16 protein-coding genes are annotated in these 16,106 nt (G+C 58.9%); 5 read left to right on the top strand and 11 right to left on the bottom strand.

Annotated elements, in window-relative coordinates; all coding sequences use genetic code 11:
• Positions 1-39: 39 nt before the first annotated feature.
• The gene (locus tag G6L97_RS25285) at positions 40-1,212 is read right to left on the bottom strand and encodes a Gfo/Idh/MocA family protein (RefSeq protein WP_174004110.1); all 1,173 of its coding nucleotides are present in this window, start codon (positions 1,210-1,212) and stop codon (positions 40-42) included.
• A 20-nt stretch (positions 1,213-1,232) separates the two neighbouring features.
• On the bottom strand, positions 1,233-2,156 hold the full coding sequence (locus G6L97_RS25280; protein ID WP_111795197.1) for a sugar phosphate isomerase/epimerase family protein: 924 nt from the start codon (positions 2,154-2,156) through the stop codon (positions 1,233-1,235).
• Positions 2,157-2,289: 133 nt separating this feature from the next.
• Between G6L97_RS25280 and G6L97_RS25275 the strand changes: the two genes are divergently transcribed.
• Together G6L97_RS25275 and G6L97_RS25270 are read left to right on the top strand one after the other, a co-directional pair.
• Positions 2,290-3,303 (top strand): LacI family DNA-binding transcriptional regulator, encoded by a 1,014-nt coding sequence (locus tag G6L97_RS25275; protein ID WP_065703216.1) that lies wholly within the window; start codon positions 2,290-2,292, stop codon positions 3,301-3,303.
• 1 nt (position 3,304) lies between these two features.
• Complete coding sequence (locus G6L97_RS25270; RefSeq protein WP_158006605.1) at positions 3,305-3,460, top strand: hypothetical protein; 156 nt, start codon at positions 3,305-3,307, stop codon at positions 3,458-3,460.
• 236 nt (positions 3,461-3,696) lie between these two features.
• Here G6L97_RS25270 and G6L97_RS25265 read toward each other — a convergent pair whose 3' ends face one another.
• Entirely contained in the window at positions 3,697-4,713 is a 1,017-nt protein-coding gene (locus G6L97_RS25265; protein ID WP_065703215.1) for an NADP-dependent oxidoreductase, read from the bottom strand.
• A gap of 91 nt (positions 4,714-4,804) precedes the next feature.
• On the opposite strand from G6L97_RS25265, the gene G6L97_RS25260 reads away from it, so the two are divergent.
• Complete coding sequence (locus tag G6L97_RS25260) at positions 4,805-5,707, top strand: LysR family transcriptional regulator (protein WP_083211563.1); 903 nt, start codon at positions 4,805-4,807, stop codon at positions 5,705-5,707.
• A gap of 116 nt (positions 5,708-5,823) precedes the next feature.
• Here G6L97_RS25260 and G6L97_RS25255 read toward each other — a convergent pair whose 3' ends face one another.
• Positions 5,824-6,690: an aldo/keto reductase family oxidoreductase gene (locus G6L97_RS25255; RefSeq protein WP_065703213.1), complete on the bottom strand. Its 867-nt coding sequence runs from the start codon at positions 6,688-6,690 to the stop codon at positions 5,824-5,826.
• A 116-nt stretch (positions 6,691-6,806) separates the two neighbouring features.
• Here G6L97_RS25255 and G6L97_RS25250 point away from each other — a divergent pair, with 116 nt between their 5' ends.
• The gene (locus G6L97_RS25250) at positions 6,807-7,736 is read left to right on the top strand and encodes a LysR family transcriptional regulator (protein WP_060643013.1); all 930 of its coding nucleotides are present in this window, start codon (positions 6,807-6,809) and stop codon (positions 7,734-7,736) included.
• Between the two features lie 342 nt (positions 7,737-8,078).
• Here the strand turns inward: G6L97_RS25250 and G6L97_RS25245 are convergent, their stop codons facing one another.
• Positions 8,079-8,450 carry a hypothetical protein gene (locus G6L97_RS25245; protein ID WP_174004109.1) on the bottom strand — a complete coding sequence of 124 codons (372 nt, stop codon included), beginning with the start codon at positions 8,448-8,450 and terminating at the stop codon, positions 8,079-8,081.
• A gap of 71 nt (positions 8,451-8,521) precedes the next feature.
• Between G6L97_RS25245 and G6L97_RS25240 the strand changes: the two genes are divergently transcribed.
• Complete coding sequence (locus tag G6L97_RS25240) at positions 8,522-9,328, top strand: AraC family transcriptional regulator (protein WP_013637459.1); 807 nt, start codon at positions 8,522-8,524, stop codon at positions 9,326-9,328.
• A gap of 457 nt (positions 9,329-9,785) precedes the next feature.
• Here G6L97_RS25240 and G6L97_RS25235 read toward each other — a convergent pair whose 3' ends face one another.
• The 6 genes from G6L97_RS25235 to G6L97_RS25210 are packed head-to-tail and all read right to left on the bottom strand — an operon-like array spanning position 9,786 to position 16,062.
• Positions 9,786-10,547 carry an SDR family NAD(P)-dependent oxidoreductase gene (locus tag G6L97_RS25235; protein ID WP_174004107.1) on the bottom strand — a complete coding sequence of 254 codons (762 nt, stop codon included), beginning with the start codon at positions 10,545-10,547 and terminating at the stop codon, positions 9,786-9,788.
• 3 nt (positions 10,548-10,550) lie between these two features.
• Complete coding sequence (locus G6L97_RS25230; protein WP_174004105.1) at positions 10,551-12,233, bottom strand: SMP-30/gluconolactonase/LRE family protein; 1,683 nt, start codon at positions 12,231-12,233, stop codon at positions 10,551-10,553.
• Positions 12,230-13,213 (bottom strand): NAD-dependent epimerase/dehydratase family protein, encoded by a 984-nt coding sequence (locus tag G6L97_RS25225; RefSeq protein ID WP_112401558.1) that lies wholly within the window; start codon positions 13,211-13,213, stop codon positions 12,230-12,232. Before G6L97_RS25225 ends, G6L97_RS25230 begins: the two co-directional genes overlap by 4 nt.
• Positions 13,210-14,292, bottom strand: a complete 1,083-nt coding sequence (locus tag G6L97_RS25220) for an ABC transporter ATP-binding protein (RefSeq protein WP_013637454.1) — start codon at positions 14,290-14,292, stop codon at positions 13,210-13,212. The genes G6L97_RS25225 and G6L97_RS25220 overlap by 4 nt, the downstream gene beginning before the upstream one ends.
• A 2-nt stretch (positions 14,293-14,294) precedes the next feature.
• Positions 14,295-15,125: a carbohydrate ABC transporter permease gene (locus G6L97_RS25215; protein ID WP_003492168.1), complete on the bottom strand. Its 831-nt coding sequence runs from the start codon at positions 15,123-15,125 to the stop codon at positions 14,295-14,297.
• A 10-nt stretch (positions 15,126-15,135) separates the two neighbouring features.
• The gene (locus tag G6L97_RS25210; RefSeq protein ID WP_013637453.1) at positions 15,136-16,062 is read right to left on the bottom strand and encodes a carbohydrate ABC transporter permease; all 927 of its coding nucleotides are present in this window, start codon (positions 16,060-16,062) and stop codon (positions 15,136-15,138) included.
• Between the last annotated feature and the right edge of the window lie 44 nt (positions 16,063-16,106).

Below are 16,106 nucleotides of genomic sequence, written 5' to 3'. Positions count from 1 at the left end.
TTATGGAGCTGCGCCAATGGTGCTGCTCCCTCCATCGCGCTACCGATAATCGACCCAGACGCCGCCGAGATCGGCGGAACGAACGCAGTTCTCAACCCAGCGAACGCCCTCAACCCCTGCCGCAATCCCCGGAAACCGGAGGCTCGCAAGGCGTTCGCCATCGTTTTCGTTGCGCGCCTCCATAGCGATAGCAAAGCGGTCGTAGAGGTTAGACCAGGCCTCGAAGAGGCCCTCGGGATGGCCTGCACCGATACGATCGTCGGCAAGTGCCTTTGCGTGCAGGTAGCCCATGCCACGCTCAAGAATGCGTACCGGCTCGCCCTGAACCTCAAATCGTAGCTGGTTTGGCTGCTCGTCCCACCATTCGATCGAAGCCTTTGATCCGACGACGCGCACCTTTTGTCCATGCATGGAACCCGCATTGATGGCGCTCGACCAGACGGTGCCAAACGCGCCATTGTCATATTCCATCAGGGTCATGGCGTTGTCTTCGAGCGGTGCACGCGTCTTGACGAAGCTCTGCCGGGTGCACAGAAGGCGGTTGATACGGAGGTCGGGCAGGATGACCTCGGAAATATAAAGCGGATGTGTACCGATATCGCCGAGCACATAACTTGGGCCTGCGAATTTCGGATCGACGCGCCAGCGGGTCGCCGGGTTTTGAAGCTCGACAGCCTCGTTGTGAAACCCGTGGGCGAATTGCAGGTTGACCAGACGAATTTCCCCGAGCTCGCCGGCAGCAACGAGCTCGCGGGCATGCTCGATGACTTGGTGGCCGCTATAGCCGTAGGTCACTCCAACAATACGGCCGCGCTCTGCGGCGATACGCTGAAGATCCTCGGCCTCGGCCACCGTGAAGCACAGCGGCTTTTCACACACAACGTGCAGCCCGCTTTCCAGTGCAGCCTTGGTGATCTCGTAGTGGGTATTGTTGGGCGTTGCGATCGATACTGCCTCGATCCCATCCGGACGCTTTGCCTCCTCTGCGAAAAGCGCACGCCAGTCGGCGTAGCATCGCGAGGGCTCGAGCCCCAGTTCAACACCGAAGGCGCGGCCGCGATCGGCATCGAGGTCGAAGGCGCCAGCGACCAGATCGAAGTAGCGGTCACGCAGGGCGGCGCTGCGGTGAATATAGCCGATCTGACTGCCGCGACCACCACCCACCATAGCCCAGCGAAGAGGTCGTTTTGTCTGACGCGTTCCGTAAATCATGAGGTTTCTGTCCCGGATTGTTAGAAGCCAGCCGACTTGAGATAGTCACGGCTGAGTTTTACGTCGGCGAGGCTACCGCCCGCGTTGCGCGGATCACGCTCCTGCTCAACGGTGATAAAGCCTTCATAACCAAGCTCATCAAGAAGGGCGCGAATGGCGGGATAATCGATACAACCCTTGCCAATGGGACACATGACCCCCTGCGCGCAGGCTTCAAAGAAGCGAATGTGCTCACCCATCACGCGTCCGAAGACGGCCCTGTCGATATCCTTGAAGTGGATGTAGTCGAGACGGTCGGCGTATTTGCGCAGGGTTTGGACAGGGTCCATGCCGGCGTACCAGGTATGGCCAGTGTCGAGGCAGAAACCGGCAACCTCCTGGGGTATGTCAATGGCGAGACGGGCAATCTCGTCCTCGAATTCGATGTAACCGCCGGCATGCGGATGAATGGTGGCGCGAACGCCATATTTCTCGCGGGCAAGAGCGGATATCGCCCTGATATTATCCATCATGCCGTTCCATGCCGCGTCATCGAGCCGGGGTGCCCTGTCGGAATGACCCGCCGCATAATCGCGTTCGTCGTGTCCCCAATCCATCACCGTCAGATAAGGTGCAGGAAATCGCTGGCCCGGCGTCTTCGGCGGCGTCGGCAGACGGGTGATCAGAGCGCAAATCTCGTCCGTCTGGTGCAGCAGGCTATCGCGGTTTTCCTCAGCGACAAGATCATTGAAGATCGTTCCGGCGACGATATAGAGCCCTCGACTTGTCAGAGCCTGAGAGACCATGTCGATGTTCAGCGGAACATAACCATAGGGGCCAAGCTCCACCCCCCCATATCCGGCCGCCTTGACTTCATCGAATACCATTTCCCACGGCGGTAGGTTTGGATTGCGCACGTCATCGACGCCCCAGCAGCACGGTGCTGTGGTGACTGTTATACCCATAATATTCTGGTCCTTCCCTGGTGTCGCTCACTTGGTGGGCGACCCTCCCTGACGCAGAGATTTAGCTGGAGATCTCCGATTTACAAAGTTGGGATTTGATGGGATTCAATCAGAAAACCGGGCGGAGAGGTAAATGACTGCACGCAAGATAAGCATTTCGGATGTTGCAAAGGCAGCCGGGGTCTCGACCGCGACGGTGGATCGGGTTCTCAACAACCGTGGCGGCGTGCGTACCGACAAAGAAGACCGCGTTTTGGCCACTGCACGGGCGCTCGGTATTGACCGGGCCCTAGATCGTACCCCTTCACGCGCGCTACGCGTCGCGGTCCTTATCCAACCGCCAGTAAACCCGTTTCACTCGTCTTTGCGCGAGGGTATCGATCTTGCATCGCGAATGTACGCAACACTGAACGTGCAATTCTTCGTCCATCACATCGATCCACGAAAGCCGGCGGCGATCGCCGCAGCCGTCCGCGATTGTCGCTCCTATGATGGCCTCGTCATCACCAGCCCTGACGATATCAGGGTTCGGGAAGCCGTAGCATTCCTATCGCGCAATGTCCCGGTGGTTACTCTGGCGACCGACCTCACAGATTGCGGGCGTGCCGCCTATGTGGGGCCGAACGACAGGCAGGCCGGTCGGGTGGCTGGCGACCTGATGGGCCTTTTCCTCGGACGGCAAGGCGGCCGCGTCGTCGTGGTTGCCGGCTCACGCGATATCACTGGCCATCGCGAACGGGAAGCCGGGTTTCGCGACATCATGACCGAGCGTTATCCTGAATGCAGTCTGGCCGTGGTTCTGGAGACCGGAGAAAATCAGGAGGAAGCTGGCCGTGTCGTAGAGATTGCATTTCGGGATGACCCGGGATTACGAGGCATATATCATCTGTCCGCGGGTGCTTTGCCGATTGTCAGTGCCCTGCAACGCCTTGGCCGAATCGACAATACGGTGGTCATCACCCACGAACTCACGCCCAATCGACGGATGCTGCTAAAGTCCAGAAAGATCAACGCGGTTATCGACCAGAGACCCCTTTTGGAAGCACGCCTGGCAGTTGAGACCATCGCAAAGCTCCTCGGTAGAATGCCTGGAGAAGCGGTCTCTATCTCAACGGACATCCAGATCTTTCTCGCGGAGAATGCCTAGCGTGGTGTATCAGATTTTCCTTGATAAAGCTGGGTATAAGCAGAGCCGCACCGCCTTTGCCGACGACCTCTTGATGGGATCAGAAGAGGCGATCCGTTGTTGCAATTCAGGTTTGATTGAGCTTGAGCCATCAAACCATTCGCCGATGACCGTTTGAAACTATGTTGATGACTAATTGAAAGTGAAGACGTGACCATTTGAAATCAACGTGGCGACTTCCATAAAGCGCTGTAAGCACAAGGACAACGACCAGATACGAAACGCCATCAAAAAAGGCGCCTGTTCGCCAGACTGGCGCTCTTGCAGCGATTGGCCGGTCGATTCGACCGCAAAACCCTTGGGCAGCGAGTTTGCAAGCTTCGGCGACCGGGGCCTTGACTGGTCAAGTGGTGATCAGGCGGCAACCAGCACGATCTTGCCCTGGATGCTACTTTCTGAAGCACGACGATGCGCTGTCGATGCCTCGGCCAGCGGATAGGTGCTGTCGATCACCACCCGTAAGGAGCGATCATCGAGCAGACGACCGGCCTCTGCCAATTGCGCACCGTTCGAACGCACCTGTGTCGTTGAGACGGTGATCTTTCGCCGGGCGGCTTCGTCATGGCCTAGAAAACCCAGCGGGTTGACGAGAAACAGGGCGCCGTCCGGCTTAATGCTGGGGAGAAAGCGTTCCATATTCGCGCCGCCGACGGCGTCAAGCACCAGATCAGCATCCTTCACCACTGCTTCGGCAGCCGCCTTCGTATAGTCGATGAAAATATCGGCACCGAGATCATAGAGAAGCGCCTCGTTTTTGCCGGAAGCAACGGCAATCACCTTCGCGCCTTGCCACTTCGCGATCTGGACTGCAAGATGGCCAACGCCGCCGCCGGCGCCGTTCACCAGCACGATCTTGCCGTCGAGCGGAACCGGTGCATGCCGGAAGGGCTGGAATGGGTTCGGCAAATCATGTCCCAAATCGACCAGAAATTGCCAAGCGGTCAAAAGCGACATGGGCGCACCGGCAGCCTGGATATGGTCGATCCCGGCGGGCTTCAGCGCCAACTCCGATACCGGAACGCGAACATATTCGGCATAGGCGCTGCTTCCCGTCATGAGGTTTTGCGGGAAGCGGACCATCGCATAGACCTCGTCGTTGACCTTGAACTGCGACACGTTTTCACCAACGGCCGCAACCGTGCCGGAAACGTCCGTGCCAAGGATCAGCGGAAAGCTTGGCCTGGGGTGCCATTCCGGCGGTAGAGCCCGATAACCATCGCGCAGATAGAGATCCGGCGGGTTGAGGCTGGCGGCATGGACGCGAACAAGCACGTCGTCCGCCGAGATTCCCGGCCGGGGCGCATCTTCATAACGAAGAACATCTGGCCCACCGAATTCGTGCAACCGCACAGCTTTCATCATATCAGTCATGACGGCCTCGCTTGAATATTCGTTTTGATGACTGAAGATACGATCATCTCCTTCGCTTGATAATCATCAGATAATTCGCTTTAATAGTGCCATGAAGGAACAAATCGGAATTGATAGACTGACTGGGTTGATCGCATTCGCTCGGGCCGGCTCGCTCGGAAGCTACACCGCCGCCGCCCGCTCCTTGTCCATCTCACCCTCGGCGGTCAGCAAAAGCATTCAGCGGCTGGAAAAGCAGCTCGGCGTTTCGCTTTTTGCGCGTACGACACGTTCCCTGGCCCTGACGACCGAGGGGCGCGATCTTCATGAGCGTGCGCTCAGGCTGCTGCACGACGCCGAAGATATAGAGCAGGCGGCAAAAGCAGCGCGCACCGAGCCCGCCGGCACTTTACGGATTGCAGCATCGTTGCCTATCGGCCTGCACGTAATAGCGCCGATGCTTCCTCAGTTTCGCAGGCTCCATTCGAGGGTCAATATAGATCTACGTTTGAGCGATCACATGGTTGATCTTATCGAAGGCGGCTACGATGTAGCGGTCCGCATTGGTGATGTGGCAGATTCGCGCCTGCTTTCGCGCCGCCTTCTGCCACATCGGCTATGCTGTTATGCCTCGCCCGAGTATCTGGCCGGGCGCAGCCCGCCGACCAGCCCAGACCAATTGGAAGAGCACGAGACTGTCAGCCTGCGCTACCAGAGTAGTGGCCAGCTGTTCCGCTGGCCTTTCCACGTAGGAGACAGGGAGGTGGAGATTGTGCCCACCTCTAGCATTATCGTTGACGCGAGCGAAGCCGTGCTGGCAACGATCGCAGCAGGTGCCGGAATCGGAATGGCAACCAATTTCATGGCCAGCACTTGGGTGAGGCGTGGAGCGCTTATTCCGGTTCTGGCAGATTATGCGGTGGAACGGCACAACATCACGGCGCTGTGGCCCGAGAGCCGGCGGTCAAACCCGGCCGTCCGCGCTTTCCTCGACAGCTTAGTGAAGTTGTCCTGACAATGGCAGCGAATGTCTGCTTTTGGGGCGACGCTGCCTAGGCAGCAGTTGCCAAAAGCGGGCGTGAGGACAGATCACAACCCGTCGACAAATTCCCCAGACTTCTACAAGCGACATTAAGCAGCCACGTTATCCAGCTCCAACAGTGCCTCCGAGGGGAGCTCTATCCTGGCCGCGGCGAGGTTTTCTCGCAGATGTCCCCGTGACGATGTGCCAGGGATCAGGAGAATGTTCGGCGATCGCTGGAGAAGCCAGGCAAGCGCAACCTGAATCGGCGTGGCGTTGAGCCGGGCGGCCACGTCAGACAAGGTAGAGGATTGCAGCGGCGAGAAGCCGCCAAGAGGAAAGAACGGCACATAGGCAACCCCTCGGGAGGCGAGTGTGTCGATTAAGGTTTCGTCCTGCCGATGCGCAAGATTGTACTGGTTCTGCACGCAAGCGATGTCGGTGATCTTTCCGGCGTCCTCGATTTGCTTCGCCGTGACGTTAGACAGTCCGATATGCCGGATCAGTCCCTGTTGCTTTAAACCCGCCAGAACTTCAAGTGGCTCATCCAGTGAGCCTTCCGCGGGACCGTGCACGTCGAACATAGCGCGCAGGTTAACCACATCGAGCACATCGAGTCCGAGATTGCGGAGGTTGTCATGAACGGCCTGTATCAGCTCCGCGCGGGCGAACGCAGGATACCAAGAAGCGTCCGCGCCCCTGCCTGCGCCGACCTTGGTGACGATCACAAGGTCGTTGTCATACGGATGCAAAGCTTCGCGGATTATCTCGTTTGTAACATGCGGGCCATAGAAATCGCTGGTGTCGATGTGGTTGACGCCGCTTTCCACCGCCTCGCGCAGGACGGCTATGGCCTCCGGACGATCGCTCGGAGGCCCGAAAACGCCCTTGCCTGCAAGCTGCATCGCGCCATAGCCCAGCCGGCGCACCGTATGATCGCCAAGCGTGAAGGTTCCTGAAGTTGCAATAGTGCTCATGGTCCATCTCCTTGTGTTCCTCCAAAATAGACAGGTGGCATATACGCTACAAGAAGCTATAATCCGGACAGCTTGTCCGTGAAGGCGGACAATTGTTTTTACGTTTGGAGAGCAGGGTGTCGGATTTAACGGATCTGAATGCGTTTTTACTGGTGGCTAGATCCAAAGGTTTTCGGCAGGCCGCGCGCGAAAGTGGAGTCAGCTCCTCGGCGTTGAGCGATGCGGTGAAGCGTCTCGAAGAAGACCTTGGGGTACGACTATTCAATCGCACCACCCGCAGCGTGCTCCTGACGGATGCAGGACGTCTCTTGCTAGAGCGCACCGGACCCGCATTCGCAGAGGTGGCATCGGCACTCGACGAGGTGAAAAGCAGCCGCGGCCGCACCTCGGGGGACCTCAGACTCAATGTTCCGATGAGTGCGGCAAGGCTGGTCCTGCCTCCGATCGTGCCGCCGTTCCTAAAGGCCTACCCGGAAATAAGGCTGGAAATCGTGACCGATGAGAATTTCGTCGACATCATAAAGAGCGGCTGCGACGCAGGCATCCGTTATGACGAACGTCTCGAACAGGATATGGTGGCTTTGCCGATCGGACCGCGCCAGCAGCGCTACGCCCTTGCCGCGTCGCCGGGTTACCTTGCAAGAAGAGGCAAACCGCAACATCCACAAGACCTGCTTTCGCATGATTGTATTTTAGGCCGGTTTTCGGGGCGCGCGCTTCCCTCCTGGGAATTCGAACGCGATGGGGAAGAAATCGCCATAAATCCTAAAGGTAGCCTCGTTGTTCAGTTCGGCGGCGGCACTGATCTTGGTATCGACGCAGCCATTGCCGGTTCTGGCATCATTTATATTTTTGAAGACTGGCTAAGGCCACACTTCGATAGAGGAAACCTGGTACCGGTGATGGAAGAGTGGTGGCTGCGGTTTTCCGGCCCGTTCCTCTATTATTCCGGACGGCGGCTTGTGCCCGCGCCTTTGCGCGCATTTATCGATTTCGTGAGACAATCGCACAAAGATGCAGCGAAATCCTTGCAGCCCGGCCCGTGAATTCAAAGTCCTTAGCTCTGTTTCTTGCCGCAGGCATTTGTCGATCCATCGTGCATATCGCGATAACCCGCATCATGCATTGGACTAGAGCGACTATTCAGACATGGGCACGTCTTGCAGTAATCCAGTCCGTTAATCAGATATCGGATGCAACAGATGCAGCGGAGACACTTTGGCTTGCCCTCGTATTGACGGTAGAGGATGGGCCTGAAAAGCGGGTTACGTGAGCCATCTGCCATGTGAGGCGATTCAAGCGGTTCCAGCGCATCGGCCACGCCATGGCCGCAAGAAATGTTTTCAGCGAAAAGATGACGTTCCCGCTGGTGACAACTGGCCGGGAACTCACACCTCATCCCCCGGCAGTGTGGCCTTGCGCTCGATGCCTTTTTCATCGGTGGTAACATTGTCTGCGAGGCCGTAGGTCGCTGGCGACACATAGAAAAAGAATGGTGCAGCGAGGCAGGCGTGCAGATAGGCTTCGACAGGGTCAGCGCGCACAACAGTCGACATGGCCGGAGGCTGGCGGGCAAGCAATGCTCGGGCTTTCGAAAAAAGAATGCCTGTAATCGTTTTCAGAACAGCGGCACGATCCGGCCTTGTCCCCATCAGGGATGGGGGCAGGATGCAGAGCCTGCGAGGTCCTTTCGAGGTCAGACGAATTTCGGTCCGGACGATATCCGACCACCAGCGGTCGTTGTGTTTTTGAAGTGTCATGATCACCCTCCAGCTTCTTGCGAGATGACCCTATCGACAAACCGATCGGACGAATTTAGATATTCCCTCTAATGATCACTAAATACCTCCAGCCACCACTATCCCTGTCCGGTGCCCTCGCCGACCATGATGTCGAAAGCTCTTCATCGCGCGTTCGCGCTGTGAGGATCGACGTGTCTCAAAATGAACGCGAGGCTCCCGAACACCAGCACCGTAAGGACCAGCTTGTCATGCCGCTGCTGGGAGGCGTGACTTGTCGCGTCCCAAGCGGCATGTGGATGGTTCCGCCTCATTGTGGCGTCTGGGTTCCAGGGGGCATGCGTCACAGCAATGTGGCCACCGCCAACGCACGTTTGTTCTTCTTGTTCATCGAGCCGGGGGCTGCCGATCTGCCGAACCGGTGCTGCACGCTTTCCCTGTCTCCGCTCGTCAGGGAACTGATCATCGAGATGGCCGACCAATCGGCTGCCGCGACTGCTGACTTAGAGCTCATGGAAACGCTGCTTCTGTCGGCATTGTCGCGGATGCCGGTCGAGCATCTTCACCTCCCGCTGACGGACGAGCCCCGGCTTGCACGCATTGCATCCGAGCTGGCAGACGATCCATCCAATCGCAGTACGATGGCGCAATGGGCAAAACGAGTGGCGATGAGTGAGAATTCGCTCGCCCGTCTCGTTCAAAGCGAAACGGGCCTTACCTTCGGCCGCTGGCGACAACAATTGCAGGTGATTGTCGCAATCCGAAGCCTTGCAGCGGGGGCAACGGTGCAGCAGGTTTCGGGGGATCTTGGATATCAATCCGTCTCTGCATTCATAACCATGTTCAAGAAAGCGCTTGGCACATCGCCTGCCCGATATCTGGGAAACTTCGACCGCTGAACGTTAGAAGGTACAGCGACACCTGAAAGGAAATCGGCCGGCTGGCGGAGCTTCCTCCCAATGGACACTCTCCTACCGCAATGGTTTTTACGACCCGCCTCCCACGTGCCGCCATGCGCGCATTTCTCGATTACATGAGAAGCTATAACGGTCAAACGAAGGGCGCGCTAGAACGCCTCGACATTGTCGATCAGCTGATCGACCAGCGACTGGACCGCTGCGCTTCTTGCCCACGCCACATGCGGCGTGAGGATGAAGTTCGGCAAATCAAGCAGACGCATGAGTGGACGATAGTATGCGGCAGCTCGGTGATGACAACGTCGAGGCCAGGCCCGCACAATCGCCGCATTATCGGCGCTGGTTTTTCAAATGACGACCTCTCCAGACGATCACCGCAAAAGTTGCTGGGCCAACACCTGCGTTCGGGACATTTTGCACTTTTCCAATATCCGCCCGCTCAATAACCTCCGGTGAGAAAAATCGTTTCGCCCGTCATGAAACTACATGCCTCCGACGCCAGAAAGACAGCTGCCCCCACCATCTCTTCCGGTCGCCCGGCCCGCCCCATCCAGTTCAGTGCGCTTACATATTCATTCCAGCCCTCCGGGTCCTCGACGCGGCGATGAGCGTTGCGATCCGTATCGATGAGGCCGGGAGCGAGAGTATTGAGCAACACGTTGTCGCGGGCATAATCTCTAGCCTGACTTTGAATTAAATTGTGCTGTGCGGCCTTCGTCGCCGCATAGGCGGTAACGACGCTTTTGGGCCTTAGCTGATTGACTGATCCTATGGAGACGATCCTGCCCCATTTCCGAGCCGACATTCGCGGCAGTGCCGTCTGCAGCATGTCGACCGTCGAGCCCAGATTGACCGCCAGTTGAAACGCCAGATCACCTGGCGTCAGCGCCGATAGAGTGGCATTGATCTGGGCACTGGCGTTGATAACAAGGATATCGAGTGGTGCGATCGCCTCTGCTCGTTCGATAAGATCCCGACCAGCCCCGATTTCGGAGAGATCGCCTGCCAGATGATCCGCCGTTCCCCCGTGCGTAACAATCCGCTCATGTACAGCCGCTGTGGCGCCCGGCTTGACGCCATGCAGGATGACATGGGCACCTGCCCCAGCCAGCCCTTCGGCAATCGCCGCCCCTATCCCACGGCTTGAACCGGTAACGAGCGCCACGCGGCCCTTCAGGCCAAAGATGTTTTCAAGGTTCATCCTTTATCCTTCGAACAATGAGACATGCGCACCGGAAACTCCCGGGCGGCAGGAAAACAGTCCACCTGACAGAGGCGCGTCGGCGAGTGTCGAGGCCGGCAGGCGGGTGCGGGCGCTGGTGATGAACAGCGTCGACAGATCCGGGCCACCAAAGGCGATGCTGGTGGGACGGGGCACCGGCATCTCAATTACCTGGTCGAGCTTCCCGTTTGGAAGATAACGGCGCACGGACCAGCCATCCCAGATCGCACACCAGACCCCTCCTTCCGCGTCCACCGCAAGACCGTCCGGCCGGCCGTCAGCGACGGGAATGCGTGCGAATTCGCGGCATCCCGACAGCGTTCCGGTCGCGGGATCGCAATCATAGGCGTGGATGAGGCCAGGTACCGTGTCAACAAAGTAGAAGGTTTTCCCATCCGCGCTCCAGCCGAGGCCGTTGGAGACGATGATGCCGCCTTCCTTGCGTTCGAATGCGCCATCGGTGCTGATACGATAAAGCGCACCCGTGGGCTTGGAGGCGTCAATCCTCATCGATCCCACCCATATCGCGCCGTCAGGCCCGCATTTGGCATCATTCAAGCGGTTGTCGACGATGCCTGCCTCCGGGCTGACGAAGGGTGTGAGGCGACCTGATGCAAAATCCAGCCATTCGATCCCATCCTGAGACGCCACCAGCAGACGCCCACCGCGAACCGGAATGACCGCGCTGACCAACTTCCCGGTCTCGCAGGTTTCGTTCCGGCCACTCGCTGGATCAAACCGGTGGACAGCGGGATGCAGAATATCGACCCAGTAGAGCGTATTTTCGCCATCGTGCCACACTGGACTCTCGCCAAGCTGTGCGCCCCACGGTAAGACGCAACTCAGCTCGGCACTCGGACGGCCGGTGACAGACCGGGGCCTGGGCCTGGAACTAATGGCGACAGCCCCAGCCGCACCCGTGATACGGCGGGCGGCAGCAATCAATTCGCGCCCGGCTGGATGGATATTGGAGGAACTGAGCCGCGATGATGGGCCAAGCGCAACAAGCACGCCGATCGGCGTATTGTCGCGACCCATGACAGGCGCGGCTGCCGAATTTACACCTGGCAAGTGCTCCTCATAAGAAATCGAATAACCACGTGCCCGGGTCAACGTCAGGTCGGCCTGAAGCGCATCGAGCGTGGTGATGGTTTTCGGGGTCTGCACATCCAGCGTCAGACGGTCCAAGAGGGCACGGCCGACGGCGGGGTCCTGAAAGGCGAGCAGTGCCTTGCCGGGTGCCGTGCAATGCAGGGGGACGCGGCGCCCCACCTCGACGCGCACAGAAAGGCCATTCGGCGAACGTTCGGCCAGATATTGCGTCACCGTGCCGTCAAGCCGGCACAGCGCAACCGTTTCCCCCAGTTCGGCCGCCAGCCGCTCGAGTTCCGGGGTCGCCGCCGAGACAAGATCGAAACTCTCCCAGACCCTATGGGACATTTCCAGAAAACGCTGGCCCAGAACATAAGTGCCACGGGCCGCATCCTGACGGACGAGACCATAGGCGATAAGGGTGCGCAGGATGCGTGCAAAGGTCGGCTTCGGCAGGCCGGAGGCGCGCAACAACTCGGCAAAACGTAGCGGTTCCGGCGCGTCGGCAACCATATCGAGCAGGGTCAGCCCTTTGGCCAGCGCCGCCGTGCCGCCCGGGGTATCGGGCTTCATCGCCTCTGCTCCTTCGCGCGTCGCTCCAGCCTTGCGGCCGCCGCTTCGTCCAGCATCCGGTCCATCGTCCATTCTGCTTCAAACCCCAAAGTGTTTCTGATCCGCTCGTTGGACGTATGGTAATAAACGCCGTCGCCGGGAAAATCGACTGTCACGATGGGAAGGCCGGTCAGCGCCGCAATCTTCGGCAGAAGCACGGCGAAGTCGGCGGGTTCATCCGCGCCGAGATTGAAGATGCCGCCCGCCGCGTCGGGATGGTCGAGGGCGAGCAGAATTCCTGCTACCATGTCGCGCGTATCGGTGATGTGCATACGGAATGGACGGCCGTTTTCGTTGCGCGACAGAATGTGCGACGGCTCACCGATATCTCGGGACTGGAGCAGTTCGGCGATAGCAACGTTTCCGAAATTCTGCTGCTGGCGAATGCGTGGCCGTAAGAAAAACCGGGGACCGGAAAAGAAACTCTCTTCGTCCAGCAGTTCCGCCGCATCCTGCGTATGAGAAAACCGCAGGATCACCGTTTCCATGGTGCCGCTTCGCTGGTGAAAGCGCACCAGCTCTTCGCCCAAAAGCTTGGTCAGGCCATAGGGCGAATTGGGGCAAAGCGGATGATCCTCGGTGACCGGCAGGAATTCCGGTCGGTTTTCCGGATAGACCTCGCCTGAGGAAGCGAACACGAAACGCCGCAGGCCAGATGCTGAAGCGGCATCCAGAAGCCGGCGCGTACCCTCGACATTGACAGCGAACATACGATCGCGATCCGCCGGAGCCCAGGACATGAAGGCTCCCAGATGCAGGACGGCGCTCACGCCCTTCATAGCTTCGGACAGTGCCTGCGCATCCTCCAGCGACCCGACGACTTCCTCGCCGCCGGTTCCCGATGGCCTGAGATCAAAACCGCGAACGGTGCGGCCCTGTGCGCGCAAGGTGGCGACAGCGGCACGGCCGACACGGCCCGCCGATCCGGTGACGAGGATCATAGCCGTTCTCCGGTCTTTGCATCGAAGAGATAAAGCTTGGCCGGATCGAACCCGAGCCGGAGTGCCTCGTTGCCAGGAAGATTGCCGGTATGCGAGACGCGCGCGATCAGACCCTTGGACTTGCCCTCCTCGCCATCGGCCACCCTTGCGCCTTCCGCGTCGAAATAGACGTATTTTTCCGATCCGAGGCTTTCCACCAGCGTCGGGTGAACATCGAAGGTGACCGGCGCATCGCCGAGAACGAGATGTTCCGGCCGCAGACCGACGATCACGCTGCCTTGACGATCAGCCGCGCCCGGCACGGAAACATGTTGCCCAAACAGGGTAACAGTGCCGTCACGCAGTTGCGCATTGAGGAAGTTCATGCCCGGCGAGCCGATGAAACCGGCAACGAAAAGATTGGCCGGGTTGTTGAACAGTTCGTCTGGTGCGGCAATCTGCTGTATGATGCCGCCCTGCATGATCACGACCCGGTCCGCCATGGTCATGGCTTCGACCTGGTCATGCGTCACGTAGACGGTGGTGACCCCGATGCGTTTGTGCAAAGCGCCGATTTCGGCACGCATATGGACACGCAGCTTGGCATCGAGGTTGGACAGCGGCTCGTCCATGAGGAAGGCTTGCGGCTGGCGCACGATCGCTCGTCCCAGAGCCACGCGCTGCCGCTGACCGCCTGACAGATCCTTGGGCTTGCGATCCAGATAGGGCGTCACTTCCAGAATGCGCGCCGCATCGTCGACCCGGCGGTCAATCTCATGCCTGTCCGTGCCGCGCATCTTCAGCCCGAAGCCGATGTTCTGGCGAACCGTCAGATGCGGATAGAGCGCATAATTCTGAAACACCATGGCTATATCGCGGTCCCCGGGCGCCAGATCCGTGACTTCATTGTCGCCGATGAAGATCTGCCCTTCGCTTGCCGGTTCGAGACCAGCAAGGATTTTCAACATCGTCGACTTGCCGCAACCGGAAGGTCCAACCAGCACCACGAACTCGCCGTTCTCGATCTCAAGCGAAAAGGGCCTGAGTACGTTGAGCGCGCCATAGGACTTGCTGACGTTGCGAATGGAAATATTGGCCATGCTTATTTCTCCGCGCCAGCGGTCAAACCGCCGACCAAATAACGTTCAAGGAACAGATAGATTGCGATGATCGGCAGCGCGATGAACACCGATGCGGCGGAGATGTCGTTCCAATAGGTGACATATTCGCCCTGCATCGTGGTGATGCCGAGATTGGCGGTCCAGTTGTCCGGCGAGTTGACCAGAAAGGTGCGCGCATAGGCGTAATCGGCCCAGCTGAGCACAAAGGCGTAAAGCGCGGTGGCGGCAAGCCCCGGTGTTGCGATGGGAAGCACGACACGCACCATGGCGCCGATCGGCGAGCAGCCGTCGACCATGGCAGCCTGTTCCAGTTCCTTGGGGATCGTGTCGAAATAACCCTTCAGCATCCAGGTTGCGAAGGGAATGATCATGGTCGAATGTGCAAGCACAAGCGTCCATAGGCTGCCGATCAGACCGAAGCTCGAAAAGATCGAAAACAGCGGGATAACGAGTAGCGTGGCAGGCAACATCTTGGCTGTGAGAACGAACATTCCCATGGTAGCGCCGCCCCGCATCGAATAGCGGGACAGGGCGTAACCGGCGCTGACCGAAACCAGCATCGACAGCGCAACCGAGCCGACAGCGGCAAGCATCGAATTCCACAGCCACAGAAGGATCGGCTTTGCCGCCCAGACACGGGCAAAAATGTCCCATTGCGGATCGTCCGGCCAGAAAGTCGGTGGCAGGCGGTAGAGTTCGTCGGTGGTGGAAAGGGCGGTAACCAGCAGCCAGTAGACCGGGAACAGGATCATCACCAGCGTAAAGATCACCGTCGCGTAGAGGGCAAGGCTCTGTGCAAAGCTACGTTTCATCAAAGCCTCCTCAGTAGATTGATTTCGAGCGCCGGCCGAGCATCAGCAGGCTGGCAATGATGCAGATCACCAGCGTCAGCACGCCGACGGCGGCAGCGCGACCGAAGTTGTGATACTGGAAGGCCTGGTCGTAGGTCATGATCGACAGCGTCTGGGTTGAACGCAGCGGGCCGCCGCCGGTCAGAACCTTGATGATGGAAAAGTCGCGGAACACCCAAAGCAGGGTCAGCACCAGCGTGACCCCGAGAACCGGCATCAGCAACGGCATGGTGATCCAGCGGAAACGCTGCCAGACACTGGCGCCATCCACCTTGGCGGCGGCGTAATAATCGGTGGGAATGGACTGCAGACCGGCCAGACACATGATCGACACGAAAGGAAAGCCCTTCCACACCATGGTGATGGCAACGGCCCAGAAGGCGGCCGTGGAACTGCTGACCCAGGGGATCATCTGGTCGGTGAAACCGAGCTTGATCGCCAGCCAACCGAACAGGCCGAAGGAGGTGTCGAACATCCACGCAAAGATGACGACCGCGATGATTTCCGGCACCGCCCAGGGCAGCGCCATTCCCAGCCGCGCGACGGTGCGGCCCTTGAAGCGATTATTGGCCAGAAGCGCCGTGCTGAGACCAACGGCGACGCTGCCGGCGGTTACGACGATGACCAGCTTTAGCGTCACCCAGCAGGCCAGCCAGAATTCCGGCGAGGAGAACAACCATGTGTAATTGCTCAGCGAAAACGGCCGGCTGGCACCGCCAAGCCGTGGTATCTTGACCTGCTGGAACGACAGGTCGATGGCCAAAACGAGCGGCCAGACGATGATGGCGGCAACCATCAGGACTGCGGGCGCAATCAGAATATAGCCGAGGAGATGTTGCCGGCTGGGGCGCGCAAGATCGAAGAACTTGCGACGCCCAGCCCGAACGGGTTCGGTCATGGATGGTCCTCCTGCCGGATGCGGATGATGGCCATGGCCCTTTC

The organism is Agrobacterium tumefaciens (assembly GCF_013318015.2).
Lineage (GTDB): Bacteria > Pseudomonadota > Alphaproteobacteria > Rhizobiales > Rhizobiaceae > Agrobacterium > Agrobacterium tumefaciens.
Note: the sequence above shows the minus strand (reverse complement) of the source record. Positions and strands in the feature narration are given on the sequence as shown.